Source organism: Pseudalkalibacillus berkeleyi, assembly GCF_021608225.1.
GTDB classification, from domain to species: Bacteria; Bacillota; Bacilli; order Bacillales; family Fictibacillaceae; genus Pseudalkalibacillus; species Pseudalkalibacillus berkeleyi.
The window spans coordinates 2,828,888-2,854,904 of the sequence record NZ_JAKIJS010000001.1 but is presented as its reverse complement, the minus strand read 5'-3'; the positions used below and the strand labels follow the sequence as shown (position 1 = coordinate 2,854,904).

27 protein-coding genes are annotated in these 26,017 nt (G+C 40.1%); 18 read left to right on the top strand and 9 right to left on the bottom strand.

From position 1 onward, the window contains the following. Positions 1-37 precede the first annotated feature (37 nt). Positions 38-721, top strand: coding sequence for a uracil-DNA glycosylase (locus L2716_RS14825; protein WP_236337636.1), 684 nt, complete (start codon positions 38-40; stop codon positions 719-721). 126 nt (positions 722-847) lie between these two features. On the opposite strand, the gene L2716_RS14820 is transcribed toward L2716_RS14825, so the two are convergent. After that, on the bottom strand, positions 848-1,822 hold the full coding sequence (locus L2716_RS14820; protein WP_236337635.1) for a YbgA family protein: 975 nt from the start codon (positions 1,820-1,822) through the stop codon (positions 848-850). A gap of 113 nt (positions 1,823-1,935) precedes the next feature. After that, on the bottom strand, positions 1,936-2,058 hold the full coding sequence (locus tag L2716_RS14815) for a YuzL family protein (protein ID WP_236337634.1): 123 nt from the start codon (positions 2,056-2,058) through the stop codon (positions 1,936-1,938). Between the two features lie 119 nt (positions 2,059-2,177). Here L2716_RS14815 and L2716_RS14810 point away from each other — a divergent pair, with 119 nt between their 5' ends. Then, positions 2,178-2,396, top strand: coding sequence for a DUF2188 domain-containing protein (locus L2716_RS14810; protein ID WP_236337633.1), 219 nt, complete (start codon positions 2,178-2,180; stop codon positions 2,394-2,396). Between the two features lie 43 nt (positions 2,397-2,439). On the opposite strand, the gene L2716_RS14805 is transcribed toward L2716_RS14810, so the two are convergent. Beyond that, positions 2,440-3,312 (bottom strand): hypothetical protein, encoded by an 873-nt coding sequence (locus tag L2716_RS14805; RefSeq protein ID WP_236337632.1) that lies wholly within the window; start codon positions 3,310-3,312, stop codon positions 2,440-2,442. Continuing rightward, entirely contained in the window at positions 3,309-4,409 is a 1,101-nt protein-coding gene (locus L2716_RS14800; protein ID WP_236337631.1) for a mechanosensitive ion channel family protein, read from the bottom strand. Before L2716_RS14800 ends, L2716_RS14805 begins: the two co-directional genes overlap by 4 nt. Before the next feature lie 256 nt (positions 4,410-4,665). Here L2716_RS14800 and L2716_RS14795 point away from each other — a divergent pair, with 256 nt between their 5' ends. The 4 genes from L2716_RS14795 to hflC all read left to right on the top strand — a co-directional run bounded on the left by L2716_RS14795 (position 4,666) and on the right by hflC (position 9,998). Next, positions 4,666-5,505 (top strand): cytoplasmic protein, encoded by an 840-nt coding sequence (locus L2716_RS14795; protein ID WP_236337630.1) that lies wholly within the window; start codon positions 4,666-4,668, stop codon positions 5,503-5,505. A gap of 21 nt (positions 5,506-5,526) precedes the next feature. Beyond that, on the top strand, positions 5,527-7,926 hold the full coding sequence (locus L2716_RS14790; protein WP_236337629.1) for a penicillin acylase family protein: 2,400 nt from the start codon (positions 5,527-5,529) through the stop codon (positions 7,924-7,926). 202 nt (positions 7,927-8,128) lie between these two features. Continuing rightward, positions 8,129-9,073 carry an FtsH protease activity modulator HflK gene (gene hflK / locus L2716_RS14785; RefSeq protein WP_236337894.1) on the top strand — a complete coding sequence of 315 codons (945 nt, stop codon included), beginning with the start codon at positions 8,129-8,131 and terminating at the stop codon, positions 9,071-9,073. After that, on the top strand, positions 9,066-9,998 hold the full coding sequence (hflC, locus tag L2716_RS14780) for a protease modulator HflC (protein ID WP_236337628.1): 933 nt from the start codon (positions 9,066-9,068) through the stop codon (positions 9,996-9,998). The genes hflK and hflC overlap by 8 nt, the downstream gene beginning before the upstream one ends. 232 nt (positions 9,999-10,230) lie before the next feature. Here hflC and L2716_RS14775 read toward each other — a convergent pair whose 3' ends face one another. The 4 genes from L2716_RS14775 to L2716_RS14760 form a co-directional block, all read right to left on the bottom strand. Further along, on the bottom strand, positions 10,231-11,160 hold the full coding sequence (locus L2716_RS14775) for an NAD(P)/FAD-dependent oxidoreductase (protein WP_236337627.1): 930 nt from the start codon (positions 11,158-11,160) through the stop codon (positions 10,231-10,233). Then, positions 11,157-11,705: a 5' nucleotidase, NT5C type gene (locus L2716_RS14770; RefSeq protein ID WP_236337626.1), complete on the bottom strand. Its 549-nt coding sequence runs from the start codon at positions 11,703-11,705 to the stop codon at positions 11,157-11,159. Before L2716_RS14770 ends, L2716_RS14775 begins: the two co-directional genes overlap by 4 nt. 303 nt (positions 11,706-12,008) lie before the next feature. Then, positions 12,009-13,142, bottom strand: a complete 1,134-nt coding sequence (locus L2716_RS14765) for a S1C family serine protease (RefSeq protein ID WP_236337625.1) — start codon at positions 13,140-13,142, stop codon at positions 12,009-12,011. Between the two features lie 84 nt (positions 13,143-13,226). After that, on the bottom strand, positions 13,227-14,372 hold the full coding sequence (locus L2716_RS14760; RefSeq protein ID WP_236337624.1) for a hypothetical protein: 1,146 nt from the start codon (positions 14,370-14,372) through the stop codon (positions 13,227-13,229). Positions 14,373-14,612: 240 nt separating this feature from the next. On the opposite strand from L2716_RS14760, the gene L2716_RS14755 reads away from it, so the two are divergent. From L2716_RS14755 to L2716_RS14700, 12 genes are all read left to right on the top strand, one after another. Continuing rightward, positions 14,613-15,386 carry an SDR family NAD(P)-dependent oxidoreductase gene (locus tag L2716_RS14755; protein ID WP_236337623.1) on the top strand — a complete coding sequence of 258 codons (774 nt, stop codon included), beginning with the start codon at positions 14,613-14,615 and terminating at the stop codon, positions 15,384-15,386. 43 nt (positions 15,387-15,429) lie between these two features. Beyond that, entirely contained in the window at positions 15,430-16,482 is a 1,053-nt protein-coding gene (locus L2716_RS14750; RefSeq protein ID WP_236337622.1) for an FUSC family protein, read from the top strand. Between the two features lie 253 nt (positions 16,483-16,735). Further along, entirely contained in the window at positions 16,736-17,269 is a 534-nt protein-coding gene (locus L2716_RS14745) for a DUF420 domain-containing protein (RefSeq protein WP_236337621.1), read from the top strand. Positions 17,270-17,284: 15 nt separating this feature from the next. Then, the gene (locus L2716_RS14740; protein ID WP_236337620.1) at positions 17,285-18,358 is read left to right on the top strand and encodes a GGDEF domain-containing protein; all 1,074 of its coding nucleotides are present in this window, start codon (positions 17,285-17,287) and stop codon (positions 18,356-18,358) included. A gap of 132 nt (positions 18,359-18,490) precedes the next feature. Next, positions 18,491-19,084, top strand: a complete 594-nt coding sequence (locus L2716_RS14735) for a histidine phosphatase family protein (RefSeq protein ID WP_236337619.1) — start codon at positions 18,491-18,493, stop codon at positions 19,082-19,084. Beyond that, positions 19,081-19,587, top strand: a complete 507-nt coding sequence (locus L2716_RS14730; protein WP_236337618.1) for a DUF6886 family protein — start codon at positions 19,081-19,083, stop codon at positions 19,585-19,587. Before L2716_RS14735 ends, L2716_RS14730 begins: the two co-directional genes overlap by 4 nt. Positions 19,588-19,653: 66 nt before the next feature. Next, on the top strand, positions 19,654-20,265 hold the full coding sequence (locus L2716_RS14725) for a YczE/YyaS/YitT family protein (protein WP_236337617.1): 612 nt from the start codon (positions 19,654-19,656) through the stop codon (positions 20,263-20,265). A 57-nt stretch (positions 20,266-20,322) separates the two neighbouring features. Beyond that, the gene (locus L2716_RS14720; RefSeq protein ID WP_236337616.1) at positions 20,323-20,508 is read left to right on the top strand and encodes a hypothetical protein; all 186 of its coding nucleotides are present in this window, start codon (positions 20,323-20,325) and stop codon (positions 20,506-20,508) included. 113 nt (positions 20,509-20,621) lie between these two features. After that, positions 20,622-21,317, top strand: a complete 696-nt coding sequence (locus tag L2716_RS14715; protein ID WP_236337615.1) for an MOSC domain-containing protein — start codon at positions 20,622-20,624, stop codon at positions 21,315-21,317. Positions 21,318-21,469: 152 nt separating this feature from the next. Continuing rightward, on the top strand, positions 21,470-22,648 hold the full coding sequence (iadA, locus tag L2716_RS14710) for a beta-aspartyl-peptidase (RefSeq protein WP_236337614.1): 1,179 nt from the start codon (positions 21,470-21,472) through the stop codon (positions 22,646-22,648). A gap of 127 nt (positions 22,649-22,775) precedes the next feature. Beyond that, positions 22,776-23,702, top strand: coding sequence for a DMT family transporter (locus L2716_RS14705; protein ID WP_236337613.1), 927 nt, complete (start codon positions 22,776-22,778; stop codon positions 23,700-23,702). Between the two features lie 21 nt (positions 23,703-23,723). After that, positions 23,724-24,290, top strand: coding sequence for a cysteine dioxygenase (locus L2716_RS14700; RefSeq protein ID WP_236337612.1), 567 nt, complete (start codon positions 23,724-23,726; stop codon positions 24,288-24,290). Here the strand turns inward: L2716_RS14700 and L2716_RS14695 are convergent. Further along, positions 24,287-25,765, bottom strand: coding sequence for an amidase family protein (locus L2716_RS14695; protein WP_236337611.1), 1,479 nt, complete (start codon positions 25,763-25,765; stop codon positions 24,287-24,289). The genes L2716_RS14700 and L2716_RS14695 overlap by 4 nt on opposite strands. Between the last annotated feature and the right edge of the window lie 252 nt (positions 25,766-26,017).

Sequence of the window (26,017 nt, the reverse complement as noted above, 5' to 3'; positions counted from 1 at the left end):
ACTACCCGTAAAATCATGCATATGCGGGTGAGTAAACATGACGAATTTGACGAATGACTGGGGAGAAATTCTCCAAGCTGAGTTTGAGAAAGAATACTATTTACAGTTGAGAGAGAAGTTGAAGGTGGAGTACGGCAATTATACCGTCTTTCCTGACATGTATGACATTTTTAATGCGCTTCACTTCACATCCTACCGAGATGCGAAAGTCATTTTAATCGGTCAAGATCCTTATCATGGACCTGGACAAGCGCACGGGCTCAGCTTCTCCGTTCAGCCTGGTGTACGTCAGCCTCCTTCGCTGAAAAATATATTTAAGGAACTCCATGCAGATCTCGGTTATGACATACCCGATCATGGGTCTTTATTGAATTGGACGAAACAAGGGGTTCTTCTATTGAATACCGTTTTGACGGTTCGGAAAAAGGAGCCCAATTCACATAAAGGAATTGGGTGGGAGCACTTCACAAACGCGGTTATACAATCACTAAATGAAAGAGAGCAACCTCTAGTGTTTCTCCTTTGGGGAAAACATGCACAACAAAAAGAAGCGCTCATTACGAACAACCACCATTTCATACTTAAATCACCACATCCGAGCCCATTTTCAGCAAATAAAGGCTTTTTCGGTAGTAAACCGTTCTCGAAAATCAACCAGTTTCTCCGAGAAAACGATATGGAAGAAATCGACTGGAAAATACCGAATCTTGAGGAACAATAAAGAGATCTATGGAAAAGGCTCTGTTGCTCTTAAGTGATATGTGTTTGTTAACAATTACTACAAGAGCAACAATGTTTACGAAAAACATTATGAAAAAAGATCGAGCACTCTGCTCGATCTTTTCTATTACGCGTAGCTTCTCCCTTTACCTGAATCAGCCATTTCAACGAGGTCTTCAGGATAGGGCTCAAAAAAGGATTGTTGTAGTAAGTACTCATTGTCAAAGCGATATACCCAGGATTTTAAGATGGTCAATAAATTGCTAAGTGGTATTTTCTTGTCTTTATACCTTTCAAGTAAATGTATAAAGTGATCTTTCTCGTTTTTCGAAATGTTATCAGAAAAGTACCCCATGATATGCTGGCAAACGTTAATGTTAGAAGTATATCTCGCTGCTTTTTGAAATAGGAGATAGAGCTGTTGCTCATATTCCGAATATACTTCCTCAATAGAGTCGAAATTCTTATGTTTTGCGATAATTCGTCCCATGTTTTTCATGCGTGTTTGGTTATAAGCCATGAAAAGGTATTTGTTTTCTGATTGAAATTGTATGAGCGCTTGAATCGTCGGATTACTTTTTAATTCACGGAATGCTGCTAACGTATATAGTTTGGTGAGGAAATGCTCTCTAATCGTAAAGTTTGTTAAACGTCCTTCTTCTTCAACAGCTAATTTTCCAAACGCTTCTAACACCATACCACCAAACAGACCACTGCCTTTCTCCTTAACAGGGGCTTTTTCAACACCAGTATAGATTCTTACATCTCTCGTTCCACAGCTTGGAGAACGATTCTTTAGAATGAAACCATCTACATCTGATAAGGACTCGAAAAATGACCTTGTGAAGCTTTGCATATCGGCTGTTAAATCAATTTTTGTCGAAGGTTGAATCATCTTCGTTTCGTTGCCCACTGAAACAAGTCTGACGGTTTCTCTAGGTGTCCCGAGCCCAATTTCTACTTCAGGACAAATTGGAATAAATTCTACGTAAGGGATAAGGGTTTGAATCGTTCTGTCTTTCAATACATCGCCGTTATATCGGCAAGCTTCGAACTCTAAACATTTACTTACAACCACTCTTGGCTTAGGAAAAGACCGCATATATGCCTCCAATATCTTCATAGCTTCTTATTTCTTATGTACCCGATATGAGTGAAGCTTATTCCAATTAATATGTTGTGGGGCACCGAAATGAATACATGCCCCGATATAATCTATTTCTTCTTCTTTTTTCGCGCTGAATCTAGACCAGCACCTTTTTCATATCCCGTTCCTTGTCCTTCCGGTTGAGAGGACGGTAATCCGATCGTTGTTGGATCTTTCTTCTTTTTCTTCAAAATGTTCACCTCCGTATCGTTACTTTCACCGAAAAGAGGATGATTCACTCGTATACGATGTGTAAAAATTTACAATCCGGGTATATGATTTACACAAATCATTTAAGGAGGAATAAATCGTGGAAGCAAAAATATTTCATGTAGTTCCAAATGAAGAAAAGAACAAATGGGATATCAAGATTGAAGGCAGAGATCACGCAGAAAAAACCTTTGATAAGAAAGACATCGCAACAGATGAGGCGAGAAAATTAGCAGACGAAGCGCGGCCAAGCCAAGTCGTACTTCATAGAGAAAATGGCGAAATTGAGGACGTAAGTAAATACTCGACGAATGGATAATATGAAAAGATGAAAGCGACCCATAAATGGGTCGCTTTCAAAATCAATGATTAACCTTCTTCATCAGCATGACGTCTTCCGTAATTTGCTTGAAGTTAAAGTCGGTTAGATCCTCTTTTTCCGGTGCTGAAGCTTCATAGATGCCGACTTCTTTTGCACCTCTTCTAGTAAGCTCACGCATGACTTCCGACAAACCTTCTCGGAAGGTTTTGCTATCACCTTGTGCATTGGTAAAAGCAATGATTTCAGAATAACCCGTATCTTTTCGAACCGTCACCCCGAAATAGGCAACAGTCGTATTTTCAAGATTACAAGCTACTGCAAAGTCAAAATCGACAGAATTATAATAGGATCGATAAAAGGTGAGGTCCTGTTCAGTTGTGGCATCGTTTTGCTCCGCTACCGAAACGAAGGTCTCAATATTGAAACCAGTCTCCACAGCTACTTGATAATCATTACCGTCCCTCGGCAGGTCATTTGTTGTAACGGGTCTACCATAAATGGGTGAACGCCCCGTTTCTTCAAACCCTTTACTTTTGAAAAAAGCGATTTGATCTTTCCATTGGGATCGAAATCTTTGTGCAATCATTTCAGCGCCATAATCTGAGCTCACAGCATATCCATGAATCCGTTCAAACATTTCTTCCTGAAGCACACCTTCGTAACCTTCACGTACCCATGGGTAACCTAATGAAACAAATTTCCCTTCACCTGTAAATCCCATATGTCCTACTAACTCATCCCCATCGAATGCGAAACAACGCGTCTTCGGATCGAATTTCTTTTGATCTTTAAAGTGGATCGGTGATAATGTCGGCTTCCATGCATACGGAAGATCTGCTGTGACAGATTCCCAGAATGCATACTGTAAATCCATATCACGTTCATCTTCGAAAGGACGAATCGTTAGTTTCATTCTTTTTCACCCGATTCAGCTGTATCTTCTTTTTCCATATAAATACTTCTGCTTGGGAATGCAACAGAAACACCTTCTCGATCAAGGATTTCCATGATTCTATAGTTGATGTCTTCCTTCACTTCAAGGTAGTTAATCCATGCAGTAGTTTTCGTATAGAAGTAAATCAGAATATCTAAACTGCTATCATTGTATTTATCAAATCGCACTTCGATAAATTCCGGGTGCACTTCTTTATGCTCTGTTAATAATGTCTTGATTTGTTTCACGCACGTTTCAAGCTTGTCTTTCGGTGTTGTGTAAGTGACACCTAGATTGAAGAACACTCGACGCTTACGCATTCTTGTCCAGTTTGTGATTGCCTCATTTGAGATATTGGCATTTGGTACCGTCACGAGTGCATCTGCAAACGTACGAACCTTCGTACTTCGGAAGTTGATGTCTTCTACAATACCATCAACAGAAGGCGTTTGAATCCAATCACCGATTGAGAAAGGACGTTCGATGATGATGACAATTCCGCCGAAAAGATTGGACAATGACTCTTTCGCTGCAAGAGCGAATGCGAGTCCACCTATCCCCAGTCCAGCTACGAATCCATTTACGTTATATCCCCATTCCTGCGCAAGTACACTAATACTTACTGCAACGATGACGAATTTCAACACCCTTGAAATGAAAGGAATCAAAATTTGATCGACTTGTAGATCTAACCGATGTTGAAATCGATTGAACAAAATCGATGAGGAGGAAGATAGGTTGACGAGCCCCCATGTGATGACTAAAATGACCGATGAACGGTAGAGACGTGAAGGTACTTGATAGACTTCACGACTGATTTCTAACGATTGATAGGCCATATATAGTCCTAGAAAAATGAAAAAAACATATAACGGTCGTTCAAATGCGAGTAATATTTTATGTAGTACTTGAGTAGAAGATTTATCAGTCGTCCTCGAGATGAGTTTGAATATATATTTCGTAAACAATTTGCGAAATAAAACAAAGCCAATAAAAATGGCAAGCGCAATTCCGATATCGATCCAGAAATCAAGATCGGTAACATATTCAAGTGTTGTGTTATACCAGCCCAGCATGTTGACACTCCCTTAAAGTGTAGTCTCTAGAATAAATTTATCAGAAATAAGGACAGGGGTAAAATTTGGTTGCTATTCATATATGTTCTAATCTTCTCCCGCCATAGTGGGGGTATACATGATAGAGGACTCAAGAGGTATCTATGCATCATGTCATTCTAGATTACTTTTTCAACATTTTACCAAAATACGACAGTTTTTTTCGGAAAATTTTGATATCATCTGTAATGAACGCAATATTATTAGGAGAATGTATATGACATTAAGAGAACAAGCACGAAAAATGGCGAACGATTACAAACATAACCCTAAGTTAGAGGTTGTTTTCTTAGGGGGATCGGTTTCGAAGGGCTGGGAAGACCAGTTCTCTGATATCGAATTATTTTTACTATGGAAAGAACCTCCTCTCGATGAGGATAGGTTGGAACCGATTAATAGAGTTGGTGGTAAAATCATTAATTTCCATCCATATGAAGACTTAGAGTGGTCCGAATCGTACATCGTTGATGGTACTAAATTTGAAATAAGTAGCTTCCTAATGGAAACAGTCGATCAATTTATCGAAGAGTTGAAATTAGGTGATCTTTCAATGACAAAACAGTGTCTAATTGCTGCGATAGCTGATGGTAAACCGTATAAAGGGGAGGAAATGTTTAATCAGAAAGTCAAAGAGATTTACCCGTATCCACAGCGTTTGAAAGCGAGATTAATTGAGCGTGCATTTGAATTTGGAGGTCCTTGGCAAAATCGCGAAGCACTTGTACATAGAGACGATTCATTATTTCTACAAAAAACGATCATAGACGTTTGCAGTAAGAATTTGATTGCTCTACACGCACTTAATGACACGTATATTCATCACCCAGGATTGAAATGGCTCTCAGAAACAGTAGATAGGATGGTATTGAAACCAAATTGTTACGTAGAACGTATAACAGAAATAGTAACAAGTCCTGACAAAAAAAATTCAGTAAAAAAACTTGAGGTTCTCATTCAAGAAACCGGAAAGTTAATCGAAGATCACATACCTCAAATTCATTTAACTGAACAATTGAAGCGAGCGTGTATGTTACGTCATAGTGTGAAATCAGAATAAACAGGTGGAAGGGGAGAAAGAATGGAAAAGGTGATTGAAAGAGCGTATAAGACCAGTCGGAGCAATAAGCTTCGAAGAGGGTTTACGATTGGTTTCATTATTATTCTTATCTTCGTTTTAATTCTTTCTTCCGTAGTCATTTATATTCTTCAACGTAGCCTCCCAGAAACAAAAGGGGAGATTGTTCTGGCTGGAATTAACGAGCCAGTATCGGTTATTCGGGACAAGTCGGGAACGCCTCATATCGAAGCTAACTCCCCAAGAGATTTATATACTGCTCAAGGATACGTTACCGCCCAGGACCGCTTATTCCAGATGGATTTGAGTAGACGGCTTGCATCAGGCCAATTAAGTGAAGTGATTGGAGAAGCCACACTTGATCGAGATCGTTTCTTCAGAACGCTAGGTCTGAGGCGAGCAGCCGAACGTTCACTAGATCAATATTCAGAAGAAGCCCGTAACGTATTAAATTGGTACACCGATGGCGTCAATGCTTACATAAAAGAAGCGATTGATAAGAACAAACTCCCACCAGAATACACGATACTAGATTTTGAACCGAAGAAGTGGAGTCCAGTAGATTCCCTTACGATCGCCAAATACATGGCCTTTGACCTTGGTGGCCATTGGGAAGGACAAGCATTTCGACATTATTTGGTTCAAAACTTTCCTGAAGAAAAAGCATTGGAATTATTTCCTGCCTATCCAGACGACGGTGCGATGATTATATCAGAAGCGAAAAATAATCCAGTCAACATCGAAGAATCGCTAGCTAGTGCTGTTATTCCTGATCCTTTTAATGGCAGTAACAATTGGGTTGTATCGGGACAGAAAACCGAGAGTGGCCTTCCTATCCTAGCAAATGATCCACACCTTGGATTAGGTACGCCCTCCATCTGGTACGAAACACATTTGAAAACAGATCGTTTAAACGTAAGTGGTGTTATTTTTGCAGGTATTCCAGGGATCATCGTCGGACACAATGAACAGATTGCTTGGGGCGTGACGAACGTAGGACCCGATGTTCAGGATTTATATATTGAGAAGCGAAATCCGAATAAACCCGATCAATTCTTGTATAAAAATGAATGGGAAGAGGCTGAAATCATCAAAGAACCTATCAAGGTGAAGGATGGTGCAACAGTAGACCATCAAGTAACGATTACACGCCATGGTCCAATCATTTCGGAATTTGCTCGATACAAGGAAGAGGATACAGCTTTAGCATTAAAATGGACAGCTCTACAACCCTCTACTGAGCTAGAAGCAGTGCTTCGGATGAACCAGGCAGATGATTGGTCTTCTTTTAAAGAGGCTCTGACGTATTTTCATACCCCTGCTCAAAACTTTGTATTTGCTTCTGTAGACGGGGATATCGCTTATCGAGCAAATGGATTGATTCCGATTCGGAGCAAGGGTGATAGCTTACTACCCGTCCCTGGTTGGACAGGTGAATATGAATGGGAAGGCTTTGTACCTTGGGAAGAGCTTCCGACGATTGTCAATCCGAGTAAAGGTTACATTGCCACCGCAAATAATAAAATCGTTGATGATGACTACCCTTACCATATTACCCACACTTGGGCACAACCCTATCGACAAGAAAGAATAGTGGAGATTTTGTCGGGTATTGGTCCGTTGAAAACGCAAGAGATGAAAGAGCTACAGATGGATAAGTACAATTTGCAAGCCGAAGAAATGGTGAAAATCCTTTTACCTAAAATGGATCCATTAAATCTCAGTGAGCGAGAACAACAAGCCTATAGACTTGTTGGAAAATGGGATTATATAGACCGTAAAGAATCTGGCGCTCCTCTATTGTTTCATTTATGGATGTATGCGATCAGTGATCAATTATTTGAAAAACAAATTGATCCTAAAATGATGAAGTTTTTTGATGGTCGAGCGCAAGTCGTGGATGAATTGATTCGAGGTGCTGACCAAGGAAAATCAAGTATTTGGATGAAAGAGGCAGGTGGAATTACAGAAGTAGCTACGAAAGCATTTCAACAAGCTGTATCAGAAGCTACGACTCTTCAAGGAAAGGATATAGAAGATTGGCGCTGGGGGAAATATCACTCCTTATTATTTGAACATCCGCTAGGCTCTACTTCGCCCTTACAATTGTTATTCAATCCCAATGAAGTGGAGGTAGGGGGGAGTCGAGTAACCGTCATGGCAGCTGGATGGAGCAAAAAGACTGGGAAGGTCAACCACGGGGCAGCGTGGAGAACGATCGTCGATCTTGCCAACATTGAACAAAGCCAAAATATTGTAGGCCCAGGGCAGTCAGGGCATGTGTTAAGCACCTGGTACGATGATCAAGTGTTAGACTGGGCGAACGGAACCTACCACACAACTAGCATAAACAAACGTGACTACGAAAATGGACACCAACTCAAGCTAGTACCGAGTAACTAGTGTGCTATACTTAAATAGGTTCATAGGTCATGTGTAAATTCAACTACCTCGAACAATTCTGAGGTAGTTTTTTCATGAAAAGATTTTTATTAGAAGTGTTACATTCATTTACTATTAAAATTTTTACGAAACCAAACGGTCTTATGAACGTATAAATCAATAAGGAAGTATATAAAGGGGGTTGCAACAAGTGAATCGCACAATGAAATTAATTATCTTCATACCACTTGGGTTGTTAGTTGCTGCAGCATTATTCACAAGTGTTTACACTGTAGATGAATCCGAACAAGCGGTTATTGAAACGTTTGGTCAGGTGGAGGAAGGGATTATTACATCTGGTCTACATTTCAAGATGCCATGGCCGGTTCAAAACGTACGAAAATTCTCAAAGGAAACATTCAGTTTGCAATTCGGCTATGAAGAAGTCGATGGAGAAGTGACAAAAGAGTTTCCAGAGGATACGAAGATGATTACAGGGGATGAAAATATTGTACTAGCTGATATGGTTGTACAATGGAAAATCACGGATCCGAAAGCGTTTTTGTACGCAACAAATGATCCGAAGCAAATTCTTTATAATGCTACTTCAGCATCATTAAGAGGGATTATCGGGACATCTACGATTGACGAATCATTGACATCTGGAAAAGCAGAAATTGAAGCAGAAGTTAGAGATTTATTAGTTAAACTAATCGAAGAGTATGATATCGGGGTTTCTATTTTAGCTGTAAAGCTTCAAGATGTCGATCTACCTAATAAAGAAGTCCGACGTGCATTTACGAAGGTTACTGATGCGCGTGAAACAATGAATACGAAAATAAACGAAGCGAAGAAATATTCAAATAAACAAAAAGAAGAAGCCGAAGGTGAGAAGGATGCAGTCATGTCCCGAGCTGAAGGTGATAAGGCTGCCCGGATTGAGAAGGCACGTGGGGACGTTGCAACATTTAATGCATTGTACTCTGAATTTACGAAACAACCAGAGATAACAAGGGAACGCCTAGTCCTAGAAACGCTTGATGAAGTATTAGCAGAAGCTGAAATTTACATTATGAGTGATGAAGGCGGCACGTTAAAATACTTACCAATTCGTCCTGCAGAGGCGAAGCCTGCTCCGGCACAAGAGGGGGATAAAAAGAATGAGTGATAATAACATTTATGACATCAATGAGCAGAAAAGGTCGTTCAATTGGAATAGACATAAGAAACCAATCATTTTTGGGGTCATCACTCTCCTCCTTTTAGCGTTTATCATTAGTAATCTTTTTATTGTAAAAGAAAATGAATACCGTGTAATCCGTCAGTTTGGAGAAGTTGTTAAAATTGTTGATGAGCCGGGATTAAGCTATAAGGTTCCATTCATCCAAACCGTTTCTACTTTACCAAAATATCAAATGATGTATGATGTCACGAAGGCAGAAATCAACACAAAGGATAAGAAACGAATCATTATCGATAACTATGCAGTTTGGCGAATTGATGATCCGAAGAAAATGATTTCTAACCTGCGTACGACTGAAAATGCAGAAGCGAAAATGGCTGAATTCATCTTCTCCATATTCCGTTCTGAGCTTGGTAAATTGAATTATGATGAAATTATTAATGATGAAAACTCTTCACGGGGAAGCATAAACGAACGTGTAACGAAGAAAGTAAACACTTTGTTAAATAGAGATAATTTTGGAATTATTGTTAAAGATGTACGTATGAAACGTACAGACCTTCCAGATGAAAATGAGGAGTCTGTATTCTTACGAATGATATCTGAGCGGGAAACGAAGGCACAGCAGTATTTATCACAAGGGGATGCTGAGAAAAACCGAATTATAGCGAACACTGATAAAGAAGTGAAGCAGTTATTAGCGAAGGCACAAGCAGAGGCGGAGAAAATTCGTGCTCAGGGTGAAAAAGAAGCTGCCAATATTTATAACCAATCCTTTAGTAAGGACCGCGAGTTCTATTCGTTGTATCGTACATTAAACTCTTATAAAAAGACAATTGATGACGAAACATTGATTATTCTACCAAAAGATTCACCATATGCACGGTTACTCATGGGGTACTTGGAGTAAGTTCGTACTTTAATGTGCAACGGCTCCAATCATGAGAAAATATATTGAATAAAGAAATGGGTTGGCCGTAGAGTGATAAGCTCAACGGATCCAACCCATTTTTGATGGAGAACAACCATATTAACAGTTGAAGTTCCTTAGCTTCCTCGCTCTGTGGGGTCTTCAGTCTGTTGCTTTTCCCGCTGGAGTCGCCGTCTTCTGAGCATTATGAAAAATTCTCTTATTCCACAATCTACGATAGTCTAAGTGAAAGATGTTTAGCGGCAATCATGCCTTGGGATGTAGCAGATGAGATGCTTGAAAATACAGGGTGTGTACAAACGTCCCCAATCGCATAAATTGAACTGTCACTTGTTTGTTGACAGTTATTGACGACGACATAATTTTCTTCATCAACGTGAACATGTTTTTTCAAATACCGGGTATTCGGCTGTACCCCAATTCGAATAAAAACACCCTCAGCTATTATGTGGCTTGTACTTTGATCAAGGAGATTAAATAAATCCAATCCAGTGATTCCTTTGTCACCGTGATATATTTTTCGTACAACCGTGTCTTCCAGGACTGTTATTTTAGAGTGTGCGCGCACCGGATTTTTGAACGCTTCTCGTGCTCTGAAACTTTTTGAACGATGCACGAGAAAGACATTTGCACCACTTTCCGCGAGTAATAAAGCGCCCTCAAATGCTCGATCGCCTCCACCAACCACAACGACATTCTTTTCTTGGAATCGGTGACGGTCTTTTGTGGCTGAATAGATTTCACCACGTAAAATCATTTCTTGTTCACCTGGAATTTCAAGTCTGCGCACAGATGTACCTGTAGCAAAAATAATATATTTGTATTTAATGTACATTTCTCCATCGCCATCGTTAAGAAGCACAGTCCGGCTTTCATGATCTAAAGATTTGATTGATATTTTTAAATGATACTTGCAATCTAATTCCTTAACGTGGTCTGTAAATTGATGCTGGAGGACCATACCATTTTCATATATTTTACCTGGATAGTCGATGATTCGATTGTGAATATCTTTCAGCTGACCACCTAATTCGTCATTCTCTTCAATCAACAAATAATCTAGGTCCAACCGCTGACACCATATAGACGCAGATATGCCTGCAGGTCCACCACCAATAATGAGAATATCCTTCGTTATCAAATTTGTTCACCCATTTCGAATTTTTCAATCCACTTCTCAAATTCTAACCAATTCGACACGCGATCTACTTTTACATTTCGGTTATATGGATAATCCATTGCGATTGACATTCTTCCTGTTTCTTTAAATGCATTTAAGTTATGCGGTGCATCGTCGAAGAGCACATCACCTATGACCATTTCTTTTCTATGTGTGAAAATTAAGTTACGTGATCCTATGAAAGGAAGATGCTTCTCAACCCATTTCTCTTTCTCAGTGTAAGCATACGTTCTGCTACTCGTTACGATGAGAATGTCATGTTTTTCAGATAGACGTCCTAGAACTTCAATTGCATGAGGCAATGGTTTGAGGTTAATAAAAAGTCCGGGTTCATCAAGATAATCATAGATTTTACTACCACATGCTTCCTTTACATATTTCTCGCTATTCCAACACGCAAGGTCTTGAACGCTCAGGTTATCGTTATAATCTTTGTTGTATCTGCTATGCCATTCGGTCATCAAGTCACAAATGACAGAATCCATATCGATCAATAGCGTTTTCATGCGTAAAACTCCTTTATACCATTACATAAGTTTACACAAATTATAGCAAGAGGGTGGCCCGTTGGAAATGGGACCACCCTTTGTTTAGTAAAGAAAGCGTTTTTGTTTGGGACGCAGAGATGAATTGTCTAGCTTCAGCACCCAGTCACTTGGATCACTTCAGCACTCCTGCGGCGGCTACAGCCTCCTCGTCGGACTTCCAGTGACCTTATTGTTATATGATCTTCGACTAAGAACCACTACGTCCTGTAGTGAACGTCGAAGTCAACACATCCTGTGTAAGTCTGGGCGCTTGCGCTTTTCTTATTCAATTTTAGTGGTTTGACCACTGATGATCTTTAACTGATTGTTTTCATAACTGATCGTATAGGAGCACTTGTAGACATATGTTTTCGTTTCCCGGTCCTTCTTACGTTCTAGTGCATCTATAATAATCGTTACTTTCATCGTGTTTTCTTCTTTTGAAGGCTCGCTTTTAATTTGATTAATCGTAATATCAATCGTTTGAATGTAGCTCTTTCTAAATTTCTCATATGGTGTATTTTTCTGCCACTCACTACCGAGTAGTGAATAAGCTGTTACATAATCCCCGATTACGAGACTATCATAAAAATATTTAACTAGGTATTCGCTGTCTTCAGCATTAAGCTTAGGTGTTACATCGTGGTCTGTATTCGGTTCTTGATCTTTTTTTGATAGGTTTTCAGGATGTTTTGACCATTCTAGGAGTTGGTCATAGACATCTTTCATCGGAATACTGAAGCCGATTGATCCTTCTTCAGTTCCAGCTGAATTAATTGCCATAACTTCCCCCGTGCTTTTATTAATTAATGGACCACCGCTATTTCCAGGTGCAATTGGAGCGGAGATTTGATAGACACCTGAATATGTATAATGATCGAGCGCAAAATCACGATCCAGTCCGCTAATAATACCAGTCGTCACAGAGTTTTGTAATCCTAACGGGCTACCAAGCGCAATGATTTCATCCCCTATATCTGCAACATGGTCTTCCATAACAGGGAGTGGGCTTTGACCTTGTAAATCTAGAACCCTAACAACAGCAACATCTGTCGATTCGCCAATACCAATTAATTTCCCTTCATACTGTTGGGCATCAGCTGTACGCACAGTAATTTTCTTCGCACCTGTGACGACATGTGCATTTGTAACGATATCTCCATTTTCGTTATAAAGAAATCCTGAGCCAACGCTCTTTCCAGCGTCACTTTCCACATCGAGCTGCACGACGCCCTTTTGACTTTCATGAATGATTGACTTCAAATCTCTCTCAACAGAAGGGGCGTTCCTTTTCTCATTGTGTGCATCTCCAATAGAAGAGGTAGCTTCTACCGTATAATGGCTATAGTAATTGTTAATGACAAAAGCCCCTGCAATACCCACTAAGAGGATGAGGGACGTAATGAGGATGGACATGAGTTTTCGAGGGTACAATGCGTGACACCTACTTCCAGAAATATACTGACTTTGACACCCGAGTTAAAGGATGACTCAAGTGCATTATCTACTTAAACGCCATCTTGCTTCGTTGAATGTCACTTTCAGTTCTTGATCCACTAGGTGGTGTTTGTGCTCGAAGGTGCCAGATTCATTTGGGTATAAAATGTCTGAATCAATCACCACTTCATTTTCAGCGTATTTCTTTCCTTTGGAATCGACTAGTGTATAGGAAATACTGACTGAGCTGAGTGGTACGGTAGCTTTACTTTTCACCGTTCCAGATACTTCAATGTCACCAAGGTGGTTGAGCTTTGCTTTAATTGAAACAAGCTCTATAGCGTTATTCAAATTATGTTCCTTCTCTTCAGCTGCAGCAACGATTGCTTGTTCAATTCGCTTTTGCTCGGCTTGTTCAAACTCTACTTTTTCATTATGTATGGTCGTCTTTAAACTGAGAAGCTTTTTACTCTTCGGTTCGTGGTATAGTCCTTTTTTTACAGAAGCAAGGGCTGCCGAGAATTGGTGGTCTGTCAGAAAGTCATTCGCCTGTGCATAAGCAATTTCAGCGATTTTTGAACGGATTTTCTTTGAGATCTCTTCCGCTTCTGGAGATTTTAACGCGTCAGCTTTTGTTAGCAACGGCTCAAGATCTTCGAGTGTCGATTTTCCTCCCATATCACGCCGTATTTCAGAAGTTACTAAACTATTTTTTGCAGATACGATCTTTTGATTAATTTGAGTCGGCAGCTTTCCGTTATATGCCGACAGCTTGTCTTCTGCATGCTGAATTTGTTCAGAAGCTTTCTCAAATTCTTGTTCTTTCATATGATTACTGGAGATTTGTAATCTTTCTCGAATTTGTATAGCTGTTTCAACGAGTTTCAAGTTCTCTTTTGCCGATGGGAAGAGAGGGCGTTTTTCTAATGCAGATTCAAATTTTTTACGAGATTTTTCATAATCACCGTCTAAAGCTGCTTTTTCTCCATCTTTAAAATCTTGAATTGCAGCTGACGTTTTATAATGCTCGCTATAAAAATAACCAGCCAGGCTGAACACAATTATTAAGAATGATAACGAGGGAAGAAGCCAGTGCCATCTTTTTCGCTGATTTAAAGAGGGGTCAACTGTAGCCGTTCGTTTTGCACCGCACGTATCACAGAATGAAATATTTGATTGAAATGGATTTCCGCAATTAGAACAATACATGATTACACCCTCACCCTTAAAAGCTATTCATCTCTACTTATTTTGTCATATTTTAGGACGCTATGGAACTCTTATTTTAACGAAATTTGCAATCTTTTTGAATTAATTTTGTTGTCAGATCAGGCGTGGGTCTCCTTTACTAAGACCTTATACTCAAGTGTGTTGATTTGACTAATATACCGTCCTTTATTATTATATGTTTAAACAGTTAAACGAATAAACGGAAGAGGTTGATGATAGATGAAAGCTGTAATGATTACAGGTGCTTCGGGTGGTATAGGCTTAAAATTAGCGCATCATTTTGCAAAGGATGGACATCATCTTGTTCTTGTTGCCCGATCTAAACAAAAGCTTGAAAATCTTGCTAAAGAGTTAGAAGGAAAGTATGCCATTAAAACAGTAGTGATTTTAGCAGATTTAGGGGAGTCAACAGCTGTTGAACACGTTATGGATGAAATCGAAAAGCGTAAGATTCAAATAGAAATGCTTGTCAATAATGCCGGTTTCGGGTTGTATGGTGAATTCCACACGATTGATTGGGCCCAAGAACAAGAAATGATGATGGTTAATATGATGGCACTAACAGAATTGACGAAACGTGTTGTGCCGACAATGATCAATCAGAAGTCAGGAAAAATTTTGAATGTTGCTTCGACAGCTGCATTCCAACCAGGACCACTTATGGCTACTTACTACGCGACAAAGGCTTATGTGCTGTCTTTCTCAGAAGCATTAGAAAATGAATTGAAAGGAACAGGTGTATCGGTCTCTATTCTGTGCCCGGGACCTACTGAGACAGGTTTTCAACAACGGGCGCGTATGGAAGATTCCAAGCTGCTCGACGGCGGGGTTATGAGCGCAGATCAAGTTGCGGATATTGCTTATAAAGCGTTTATGGATGGAAAGACCTTGATTATTCCAGGGACACAAAATAAGCTACTTTCATTCATGATTCGATTCATGCCTCGGAAACTGGTCACAACGACAGTACGTAAAGTACAAGAACGGAAATAGCTCATGTAGAATTACCCATCACCAATTGATACAATAGAAGGAAATGAGCAATGTCAGTGGTGATGTTATGAAGAAACTCAACATTCAAAAATGGGTAGGAGGACGTGTAATCAAAACAGGTCTAGCTGCATTTGTTACTGCGCTAATTTGTAACCTGCTTCAATTACCTGTTCTCTTTGCTGTCATTACAGCAATCGTAACTGTAGAGCCGACCGCTTCAGATTCTATCAAAAAAGGGATGATTCGATTCCCCGCTGCGATGATCGGAGCGGCTTTTGCGATGGGCTTCGAATTTTTCTTAGGACCAAGTTCTCTTACATACGCGTTGGCAGCAACATTAACATTACTTACTTGTCATAAATTACGTTTGGATGCGGGGATGCTCGTGGCAACCTTGACAGCGGTTGCGATGATTGCAGAAACGGAGGATCAATTCTTCACATCGTTTGTCGTGAGATTATCTACAACGCTCATCGGACTTGTCGTTTCAACCGTTATAAACTATTTAATTCTACCACCTCATTATCACGAGATGGTGAGAGAAAAGGTCGACCAGCTATATGAACGATCAGGAACCCTGTTAAGTCGTTTTGTAAAGGGAGGCTCACATCGAGAGCTACAAACCGAGTATAGAACTTTAAGTCAAGAAATGGAGCGAACCTTTTCACTTTCGCAATATCAACGCGAGGAGTGGAAATACCGCCGACATAATTTGAAGGAGATACGTGAATTCGGAATTCTCATGAAAAAGCTCGAATATTATCAAAAAATCCTTTATCATTTTGCTAATTTACTTTATTTGAACTTAGATCATGCAAAACTTAGTCCAGAAAAAGTAGAGGTCATCATGAAAGCCGTAGATTCTATAGGTGCCATTTTGAAAGATCCCGCCCATCGTATAGAAGCAGATCATATTGCGTTAATTGAGGAACTTGATGCACTTTTCGCTTCTGAAAGGGAAAGAAGAATATATACTGACCAAAAAAGTGCAAAGAAACATCTTTCTGTTCGGGTCGCGATTATTTATGAATTGCTAGCTTTGGAAGATGTGTTAGAGGATCTTGATAAAATCTGTTCAAGAGAGAAGCTGAGCTAAAGACACCAAAAAACTTTTGGTGTCTTTTTGTACAAATTTAAAGGGTTTACGGATATAAATCGAGAAATAGAACTAGGTATAAAGTTACATGTTTCTAAATGTTCGAATTGTGGCCTCCTTGTCGGACTTCATTTTATCTGGCTGGAGGATATAGGTATGACGGTTTTGTGGATTATTGGTTACATAGTTGCCGATAGTGGTGAACATCCTATATTCTTATTTAAGGACTTAATGTATAGGAGAGGAACCAATTATGGTAGCACAAAAATCTCAAAAAAGTTATACAGGCATCGTCGTTTTATTATCAATTGTCATTAACGCACTTGTTGTCGTCTTGTTCTTTTTACCAGAGTATCAGGGTGAGACAGGGTTTGATATAACAATCTTACCTTTGCTAAATGCGGTGTTTAATAGCTTCACTTTCGTCTTTTTACTAGCAGCTTTGTGGTTTATTTTGCGAAAAAATATCGCGTTACATCGTAGGTTCATTTTTGCGGCATTTACGAGTACCGCACTATTCTTGATTTCATATGTATCGTACCATTACTTAGCGGAATCAACTTCTTTTGGTGGAGAGGGCCCGCTGAAATATATTTATTACTTTATTTTGATTACCCATATCATTCTTGCGGCAGTCATTGTACCGCTGGCATTGTTATCACTAGTACGTGGTTTAACGATGCAAGTGGAAAAGCACCGGAAGATTGCAAGGTGGACCATGCCATTATGGCTTTATGTCAGCCTTACAGGAGTATTGGTGTACATCATGATTTCTCCATATTATTAACAGGTGGGGTGGGCAATGGGGCATTCAGGTCTCGACAGCAAAAAGTTAAATCGGAAAATCCTAAACGTCTACTGGGTTGTCATCGGACTTGCATTCATTATTAAACTGATTAATTACAATTTCACAGCTGTACCATTGGGTGAGTACTTAATTTATTACGTCCTTATTCCGAGTGGATTTGGTTTGATATTTGTGCTATTCAGCGAGTTAAGTGTGAAAAGGATGAGCAAACATATCGACTTGATTATTGTACTTGCTGGTTTGTTTATTGCACTCAATTTTATTTATAGTCGCCCGGATATTATCATCCTTCGTTCTGCCCTATTTCTGCCCATCCTTGTTTCAGGTGCATATTTCAGGAGAAATATAATCATCTTTTCGACAGCAGCGACCATTGTAAGTTATAGCTTACTCACGTTAGTCCAACCTGTGCTTAGGACAGGTATTAGCATTATCGATCAATTTACGATGATGGCGATGTTGATCATAGCGGCCATTGCAGTTATTGGTATTATGGAGCGTGGACTAGAGTTAGCCGGGCATTACCGTCAATCAATCGTTGCTCAGCAAGAGTTGCTCGTGAAAAACACGCTAATGGAGAAGCTGACAAAGACAGACTCTTTGACAGGTATGTATAACCAAATTTCCTTCCATCAATTTATGGATGAATTGTTAGCTCATCATGCGCAGTTTCATTTTTCCATTCAGATGGCAATCTTCGACATTGATAACTTCAAGCGGGTTAACGATACATACGGACACCGTGCTGGGGATGAAGTATTGAAGGAAATTTCGGATTTAATTAAAAACGAAATCACAGCGGATGACTTTGCAGCCCGATATGGAGGAGAGGAATTCATCGTCCTCTTTGTAGGTAAGCCTATGGAAAAAACGATTGGATTGGTCGAAGAGATTCGAAGGAAGATCGAAAGCATATCTTACCGGGTCCTAGAAGGTGAGAGTGTGACGGTGAGTATAGGACTCCAAGAATATGAAGCAAAAAGTGGCAAGGAAGTATTTTTTGAAAAAGCGGATTCCTTATTGTACGATGCAAAGCGAAACGGGAAGAACCAAGTGATGACGGGATAATAACTTAAAAACAGAGCTGCAGGTGACTGCAGTTTTTCTTTTTTTTGACTGTTTTTTTGACATGTTGCAGGAGGTCGCCCTTCCTTTATGGAATATAGGGAATCTCGCATTTTTTCTAGAGGAGGATGTATGATGACAACAATTGCTTTTATCCGTCATGGGGTTACGGATTGGAATTTAGAAAGAAGAGCACAAGGTCAGTCTGACGTTCCTTTGAATGAAGAAGGGATGTTACAAGCGAAAGCTCTAGGACGTAGATTTAGTGGCGAAAAGTGGGATGCCATTTATACGAGTGACTTAAGTCGAGCGAAGACGACGGCTGAAGCAGTAGCCGAAGTCCTTGATATTCAGGTGAAGCCTGATGAGAGGCTAAGAGAAATATCGTTTGGTGACATGGAAGGAACAACGGAAGAAGAACGTGTAGCACAGTTTGGACCAGGCTGGAAAGACCGTAACCTTAATATTGAAAAAACAGACGCCGTAATTGAAAGAGCAGGAGGTTTTATTGAAGAAATACGTTCGAAACACGAAGGACAAAAGGTAATTGTCGTAAGTCATGGTGCCTTCTTGAATGATATGTTTGTGTATTTGCTCGAACAGCGATTTGAAAAATGCCGACTAGACAATACCTCATTATCAATTGTCGAATTTACAGATCAATCCTGTGATATGAAGCTGTTGAACTGTACGAATCACTTATCTTTTATTGAAGGTCGAGATGAGTGACAAACTATTTTCATTACAGCGAAGACGCTACTATTAAACGGTTTGAACCCCGATTGTCTCCATCATTTCCTGACGAGCCTCCAATGGTTTGGGCGATCGATGAAACACATCGACCGCTTTATTATTTTCCAAGACAATGTCCAAGGATTGCGTATTGGAAAGGGGGAGGAACAACGGAACAGGATGTTGAAGCATTTCAACTCAATACGAGAATGGTCATCGTAATAGAAGCGGATTGGTTTTACCGATTAGAAGATGTTGCTTTATATCAATACACGTTTTCAGCTCAATCCTTTTCATGTTTCGACGAAAATGCTGGATATTATACTTCGCGCTCAATTGTTGAGCCGAGGCGTGTGGATCGTCTGAATAGTTTAACTAAAATGTTGTTAAATGAAGGAGTAGAATTAAGGTTAGTTCCTACTCTTCATAAAGTGAAGGAGGAGGTATTGGGCTCCACTCTAAACTTTTCGATGATCCGACTTCGAAATGCAAGAAACTGACAATTCACTATAAACATAGAACGTGGTATGATGGATAGATGAATTTTACTATGGAGGAACAACAACATGAAATCATTCATCGTACGGTTAATTAGCTTTGTACTTGGACTGAGTTTAATTTCATTCGGTGTAAGTTTAACGATAAAAGCAGAACTAGGGACTGGAGCTTGGGATGCCCTCAATGTAGGACTTTCTAAAACAGTTGGTTTGACAGTTGGGAGCTGGGTCTTCATTGTCGGAATCGTCCTCATCGGTCTAAACGCGATTCTTCTGAAAACACGACCAGACTTTCTCGCTGTTTTTACAATATTCCTTGCTGGGGTATTTATAGACGGGTGGCTTCTCGTCGTATTTGACACATATCAAGCAAGCGATTTATGGGAACAGATTGCGGTATTTATAATCGGAGTGATTATACTTTCGTTTGGTATAGCTGTTTACTTACAAGCGAAGTTTCCGCTCATTCCAATTGATAAATTGATGCTTGCGATTCAAGAACGACTTGGCGTGAGTATGGGTGTAGCCAAAACGATTGGAGAGCTATCTGCACTTGTCGCCGCCTTTTTCTTCAGTGGACCGATTGGGTTAGGTACTCTGATTGTAACGTTTACGATTGGCCCGCTCGTACAGTTATTTGCGCCACGCGTCCACAAATTTCAACAACGACTACAAACATGATAGGAAGGGGCTGGCTTAGGAGTCAGTCTCTTTTTTTAGTTTATGGGAGGCAAATACATGAAAGAATGGTGGAACAGAAAGAAGGCAAGGACGAGAAAAGCTAGAAAAGGTAAAGGTCGTTATACATTTTCAGATTTACTTGTAGATGTCATGTTCTGGATACCTGAGTTGATTCTTTTGCCTCTAAGAATCAGTTATTGGATGCTAAGAGGTTTAGGAAGGTTGATCGGTGAGATTTTCTAATCGTATAAGGGAGCGATTACTCAAAAACGTAATCGCTTTTTTTAATATGAAAAAGGATTTGCATACCGATCCTTTGTATATATTAATAGAGAAGTGGAATGGAGGGGATTCATTTGGCGAAAGTAAAACAAATCGTTCGTTATCCAGTTAAATCGATGCAAGGTGAATATATGGAAGCAGTACGTATACATACTCATGGTGTCGAAGGTGATCATATATTTGCATGGGAGAAGAAAGGTCAGCCCGGTGACTATCTAACCATACCTAAGTATCCGTTCTTACTTAATTATGGTGTGAATCTGAAATCAAACGGTACACTTTCGATTTCAGAAAACGAAAACATTTTTTCAAGCGAAAAATTAGAAGAGGTTGATTCTCACTTTTCAGATAAGGCAGGGCTCCACGTTACATTAGCTTCAATGAACATCGCAGAGGGGCAAACGAGCTACTGGGAATATCCGCTTCTGATTGCAAGCACCTCTTCACTAGAGAAAATGAAGGAGTTATCGAAGCGTGAACAGCTGGATATGCTCCGATTTCGTCCCAATTTGATCATTGATTTTGAAAAAGATACGCCATTTTTAGAAGAACAATGGATCGGGGAAGAGCTTACGATCAACGATGTTGTTTTGAAGATTGAAAAGGGCTGTGAACGATGTTCTTATGTCAATGTTGATTCAATTACGAAAGAAATAGACGCAAATGTGCTCAAAACCGTTGTAAAAGAAAACAAAAATATCTTCGGCGTGTATGCATCGGTCAAGAAAACGGGTGAGATACGTGTAGGAGACTCTATCGAAAGGGCATAAAGCGCTGTTATCTAGAAAAAATAGGAGTTATCTAGAAAAACAAGAAATTATCTAGAAAAAACAGATTTTATCTAGAAAAATTGGAAATTATCTAGAAAAACGAAATTTTGATCCCAGAAAAAGGCTACTTCACATGAAAAGAGGCTTCCATCATGCTAACTTTAATTCAAAATGCTGAGATATATGCGCCAGAATATCTTGGGAAAAAGGATCTTCTAATCGTCGATAACAAAATCGGATTCATAGATGATCGAATCGATTTGCAAGGCGATTTTTTCAGAGAGCATGTGGAGGTAATAGATGCGGAAGGTCATTTGATAGTTCCTGGGTTCATTGATTCTCACGTACATATCATAGGTGGCGGTGGAGAAGGCAGCTACAAAACAAGAACGCCTGAACTCATGCTGACGGATGCTACATTATCTGGTATTACGACAGTGATCGGAGTCATCGGAACTGATGGTACAACGAGGACGATGACGAGCTTAATCGCAAAGGCGAGAGGACTTGAAGAAGAAGGGATTACTTGCTTTGTCCAAACGGGGTCCTATCAAGTTCCCGTAAAAACGCTAACCGGTAAAATTGAAGATGACATCATACTCGTCGACAAAGTGATCGGAGCTGGAGAAATTGCGATTTCAGACCACCGATCATCCCAGCCGACTGTTGAAGAAATGGCGAAAATCGCTTCTGCAGCTCGTTTAGGAGGTCTCTTATCAGGTAAATCGGGCATCGTAAATGTCCATGTGGGAGACAGTCCAGACTGCCTGAATTTATTAGAGGAAGTTGTCGAAACGACCGATATCCCAATCAAACAATTTTATCCTACCCATATCAATAGAAACGGAAAATTGTTCGAAGCTGGTATTACTTATGCAAAAAAGGGTGGATACGTCGACTTTACGACCAGTACGATTCCAAAATTCCTTGAGGAAGGAGAAGTGAAGTGTAGTTCAGGTCTTAAACGCATGCTTGATGCGGGTGTGCCGATTGAACAAATCTCCTTCACCTCTGACGGTCAAGCGAGCTTACCTGAGTTTGATGCAAATGGCGAATTAAAAGGATTAAAGCTAGGAAAGGTGTCGAGCTTATTTAAAGAAGTGCGCGATGCGGTGTTAGATGAGGGTATTCCACTAGAAACAGCGATTCAAGTCGTCACCTCTACGCCAGCGCATATCCTTAAGCTGAAACAAAAAGGTCGTATCAAAAAGGGAAATGACGCAGATATCGTCATCTTAGATAAAGACTCTCTTATCATCAACACGGTATTTGCAAAAGGAACCCTGATGGTAAAAGACAAAGTAGCGGTTGTGAAAGGGACTTTTGAATAGCTAAAGGGGGACTGACTATTTCATTCAGTCCTTTTTTTATTTCCTCGATTTGTTCTTATGATTTAGACATGCCTCGGATGGACAGGCATAGGATGGTCTTATAGGACTTATTTGAGGAGAACACGTCATGATTCCATACAAAATGAAGCTTGCATCATCCCTATATGCAACCATGTCGATTACATTCTGGGGAGTTTCGTTTGTCTCTACGAAAGCAGTATTGGATAAACTCGATCCTTTTACATTGCTCGTCCTTCGTTTTGGGATCGGTTCATTATTCTTATTCGTACTCATGATTGCGTTAGGTGAAAAACTGAGAATACCCCTATCCTACATTCCGCATTTAATCGTTCTTGGCATATTAGGGGTTTTCATCCATCAAGTGTTTCAGGCTACGGCACTCATGACGATCGATGCTTCATCTGCAGGGTGGCTCATTTCTTTTTCACCCATATTCACCGTCATACTTGCGATGCTATTCCTTCATGAAAAAATGACTTTCCGCAAAGCGATTGGGATGACGGTAGCGGTCTTCGGTGTGCTTATGGTCACAACGAAAGGTACGGGTGGCTCATTCAACCTATCTTTGAATATCGGTTATCTTCTTATGATTTTAAGTACCTTGAATTGGGCGGTTTATTCCGTATTATTGAAAAAGTTGAGTGTACCTATTCCGCCACTTGTACTTACTTTTTACATGAGCACAATAGGTTTCATATTGACGACCCCATTTATCATTCGTAACAAAGGGTGGACCAAACTGACGCTACTCTCGATTAGTGAGTGGTCCCATTTATTGTTCCTCGGAATATTCGTTTCAGGAGTTGCTTACTGGTATTGGGCGAAAGCATTGGATGTTCTCGATGCTTCCCAGGTTTCAGTTTTTCTGTATTTGGAACCGATAGCCACATTGATTGCAGCAGTGCTCTTGCTCAATGAGAAAATATTCATCATAAGTGTTCTAGGTGGTCTTATGATTATAGTAGGAGTCATTTTAGTGAATGGGCAATTGCTGATGTTTGTACACCGTTTGATGTGGAAGAACAAGAGTTGACAAACAGGATGGAGGATACGAATGGAAATATTAAAACGTATAGAAGGGATTTTCGGACAAATTCAATCCACCTCAAAAGAGTCGTTAAAAGGGGCTTTAGAAGAACTCGATGTCCAGTATGAAGAATTAGTTCCGTATTTGAAAGATCCAAAAGGCAAGCCCTATTATAGAAAGCTTCTTTATCAAGACGAAAATGTCGAAATGCTAGTCATGAATTGGTCAGATATTGAATGTGCTCCGCATGACCACGGAGATTCTTATGGTTGGATTCAGGTGATGAATGGTATATCTAGAAACACAGTGTATGAAGTGAAGGGGGATGAACTCCCTGTAGAACTTTTTTCCGAATATAAGAAAAGCGGCAGGCTGTTCTTTGCTCCGAAAAAAGGGGTGCACAAGATGACCGACCCAGCAAAATCGGATCTAGTCACCTTGCACCTTTATTCACCACCGATCACAGGGATGGTGGTTTATGATATTGAAACATGTGCAGCATGTGTCGTGTCAGATGATTGTGGAGCTTGGTGGCCTGAAGACATCAAGCAAAAGATCAGGGAATACAAGCTACAAAAGTCGGCCCAAAGCTAAGCTTTCAATCTAGGTGCTTTCCGATGCTTTGTCAGTTGTTCATACGCATATCCTAGGGCAATTAACGTTGATTCTGTATACGCTTTTCCGGTAAACGTGACACCGACTGGCTGGCCGTCACTTGTAAATCCACCAGGTACAGTAATTGAAGGGTAACCCGCCTTAGCTGGTACGCCTGCTCCATTCGAATTCGGAAACAGCAGGGCATTCAATTGATGCTCTTCCATGACGACATCGATTCCGCGTGTCCTCGACAGCTGTAGGTCTCTCAATCGGCTTTCCAAATACGCGGATTCTGTCATCGTTCCAGAAGTCTCGTTCGACTGAATCAAGATATCTTGACCATACTTTAACGCGCTGTCCTCGTTTTGTTCATTGAATTGAATGACGTCAGATAATGAATGAACAGGTAAGGAAGGATGACATTTTTGTAAATAGGCATTCAAATCTGACTTGAACTCATAAAGTAATACGTTGAAATCCCATTGTTCGTCCATTTCCATAGGAGAAACAGATTCAAGCTCAATAATGATCGCGCCTGCTTCCTTTAATCTTTCAATTTCATTTTCCATCACGATTCGTTGTGGTTCGGGTAAAATATCTATGTAAAGGCTACGACAGATTCCGATTCGAGCCCCTTGTAGCGCATGCGCATTTAGATAAATTGTAAAATCACGAAAGCTTCTCTCGATACTAGTCTGGGTAATCATATCCTGGTCGTCTTGTCCAGTCATCGAGCCAAGTAAGATTGCGGCATCGGTAACCGATTTAGCCATTGGACCAGCTGTATCTTGGCTATGAGATAGGGGGATGATTCCGGTACGACTTATTAGTCCAACGGTTGGCTTTATACCTACAACGTTGTTCTGGCTTGCCGGACTCAAAATAGAGCCTGAAGTTTCAGTCCCGACAGACAGTGTAGCGAAATGTGCTGCGACTCCAACAGCTGAACCAGAGCTCGAACCACCGACATCGAATTCACTTCCATAAGGGTTAAGAACTTGCCCTCCTCGTGAGCTATATCCATTTTTCATAGACATACTCATGAAGTTCGCCCACTCCGTCATGTTCGCCTTTCCTATGATGACTGCTCCTGCTTGGCGTAATTTTTGTACGATTGTAGCATCCTCGCTCGCATAGTGATCGGATAAGGCGAGCGATCCTGCACTCGTATGCATCCGATCTGCTGTTTCGATATTATCCTTTAATAAAACAGGGATGCCGTGAAGAGGACCTCTCATACCTCTGATTTTCCGCTCTGCATCCAATGTCTCCGCGATTTGCAAGGCTTCTGGGTTTACCTCTAACACTGCGTTTAAGTTTGCTCCACTATGGTTGTGCTTGGCTATATTTTCTAGGCAGCGACTCACTAACTGTAAGGAAGTAAGCTCGCCATTATTCATTACCTTTTGGAGATCGAAGACAGTTGCCTTCTCTGACCAATCATCGTTGCGTAATTTATAGCTTTTTCTCATACGTTCTAACCCCTTCTATAATTGTCTACCTATTACATTCAACATCATAATTCGTGATTCCTCTGTAGAAGCTTCTCATATACATATTGCGGCTATTTAATGAGATTATACTACTTCTCTATTTTGTAAATCACTTCATGGCATTGAAATAATGATTCTTTATAAGGAATGTTGAATTGATATCGCTTTCATACTACTATTAAATTATTAAAGTATGTTTAAAAAGGCTCTATCAATATAGATTGTCATTCA

Bases quoted from the DNA above. Each gene is read 5' to 3' on its own strand.
- hflK (WP_236337894.1), top strand. From the start codon at position 8,129: ATGAAATTAATTATCTTCATACCACTTGGGTTGTTAGTTGCTGCAGCA.
- L2716_RS14825 (WP_236337636.1), top strand. From the start codon at position 38: ATGACGAATTTGACGAATGACTGGGGAGAAATTCTCCAAGCTGAGTTT.
- L2716_RS14740 (WP_236337620.1), top strand. From the start codon at position 17,285: ATGGGGCATTCAGGTCTCGACAGCAAAAAGTTAAATCGGAAAATCCTA.
- L2716_RS14705 (WP_236337613.1), top strand. From the start codon at position 22,776: ATGATTCCATACAAAATGAAGCTTGCATCATCCCTATATGCAACCATG.
- L2716_RS14805 (WP_236337632.1), bottom strand. From the start codon at position 3,312: ATGAAACTAACGATTCGTCCTTTCGAAGATGAACGTGATATGGATTTA.
- L2716_RS14725 (WP_236337617.1), top strand. From the start codon at position 19,654: ATGAAATCATTCATCGTACGGTTAATTAGCTTTGTACTTGGACTGAGT.
- L2716_RS14770 (WP_236337626.1), bottom strand. From the start codon at position 11,705: ATGAAAACGCTATTGATCGATATGGATTCTGTCATTTGTGACTTGATG.
- L2716_RS14760 (WP_236337624.1), bottom strand. From the start codon at position 14,372: ATGTATTGTTCTAATTGCGGAAATCCATTTCAATCAAATATTTCATTC.
- L2716_RS14745 (WP_236337621.1), top strand. From the start codon at position 16,736: ATGGTAGCACAAAAATCTCAAAAAAGTTATACAGGCATCGTCGTTTTA.
- L2716_RS14790 (WP_236337629.1), top strand. From the start codon at position 5,527: ATGGAAAAGGTGATTGAAAGAGCGTATAAGACCAGTCGGAGCAATAAG.
- L2716_RS14765 (WP_236337625.1), bottom strand. From the start codon at position 13,142: ATGTCCATCCTCATTACGTCCCTCATCCTCTTAGTGGGTATTGCAGGG.
- L2716_RS14795 (WP_236337630.1), top strand. From the start codon at position 4,666: ATGACATTAAGAGAACAAGCACGAAAAATGGCGAACGATTACAAACAT.
- L2716_RS14735 (WP_236337619.1), top strand. From the start codon at position 18,491: ATGACAACAATTGCTTTTATCCGTCATGGGGTTACGGATTGGAATTTA.
- L2716_RS14720 (WP_236337616.1), top strand. From the start codon at position 20,323: ATGAAAGAATGGTGGAACAGAAAGAAGGCAAGGACGAGAAAAGCTAGA.
- L2716_RS14820 (WP_236337635.1), bottom strand. From the start codon at position 1,822: ATGCGGTCTTTTCCTAAGCCAAGAGTGGTTGTAAGTAAATGTTTAGAG.
- L2716_RS14755 (WP_236337623.1), top strand. From the start codon at position 14,613: ATGAAAGCTGTAATGATTACAGGTGCTTCGGGTGGTATAGGCTTAAAA.
- L2716_RS14695 (WP_236337611.1), bottom strand. From the start codon at position 25,765: ATGAGAAAAAGCTATAAATTACGCAACGATGATTGGTCAGAGAAGGCA.
- L2716_RS14800 (WP_236337631.1), bottom strand. From the start codon at position 4,409: ATGCTGGGCTGGTATAACACAACACTTGAATATGTTACCGATCTTGAT.
- iadA (WP_236337614.1), top strand. From the start codon at position 21,470: ATGCTAACTTTAATTCAAAATGCTGAGATATATGCGCCAGAATATCTT.
- hflC (WP_236337628.1), top strand. From the start codon at position 9,066: ATGAGTGATAATAACATTTATGACATCAATGAGCAGAAAAGGTCGTTC.
- L2716_RS14750 (WP_236337622.1), top strand. From the start codon at position 15,430: ATGAGCAATGTCAGTGGTGATGTTATGAAGAAACTCAACATTCAAAAA.
- L2716_RS14700 (WP_236337612.1), top strand. From the start codon at position 23,724: ATGGAAATATTAAAACGTATAGAAGGGATTTTCGGACAAATTCAATCC.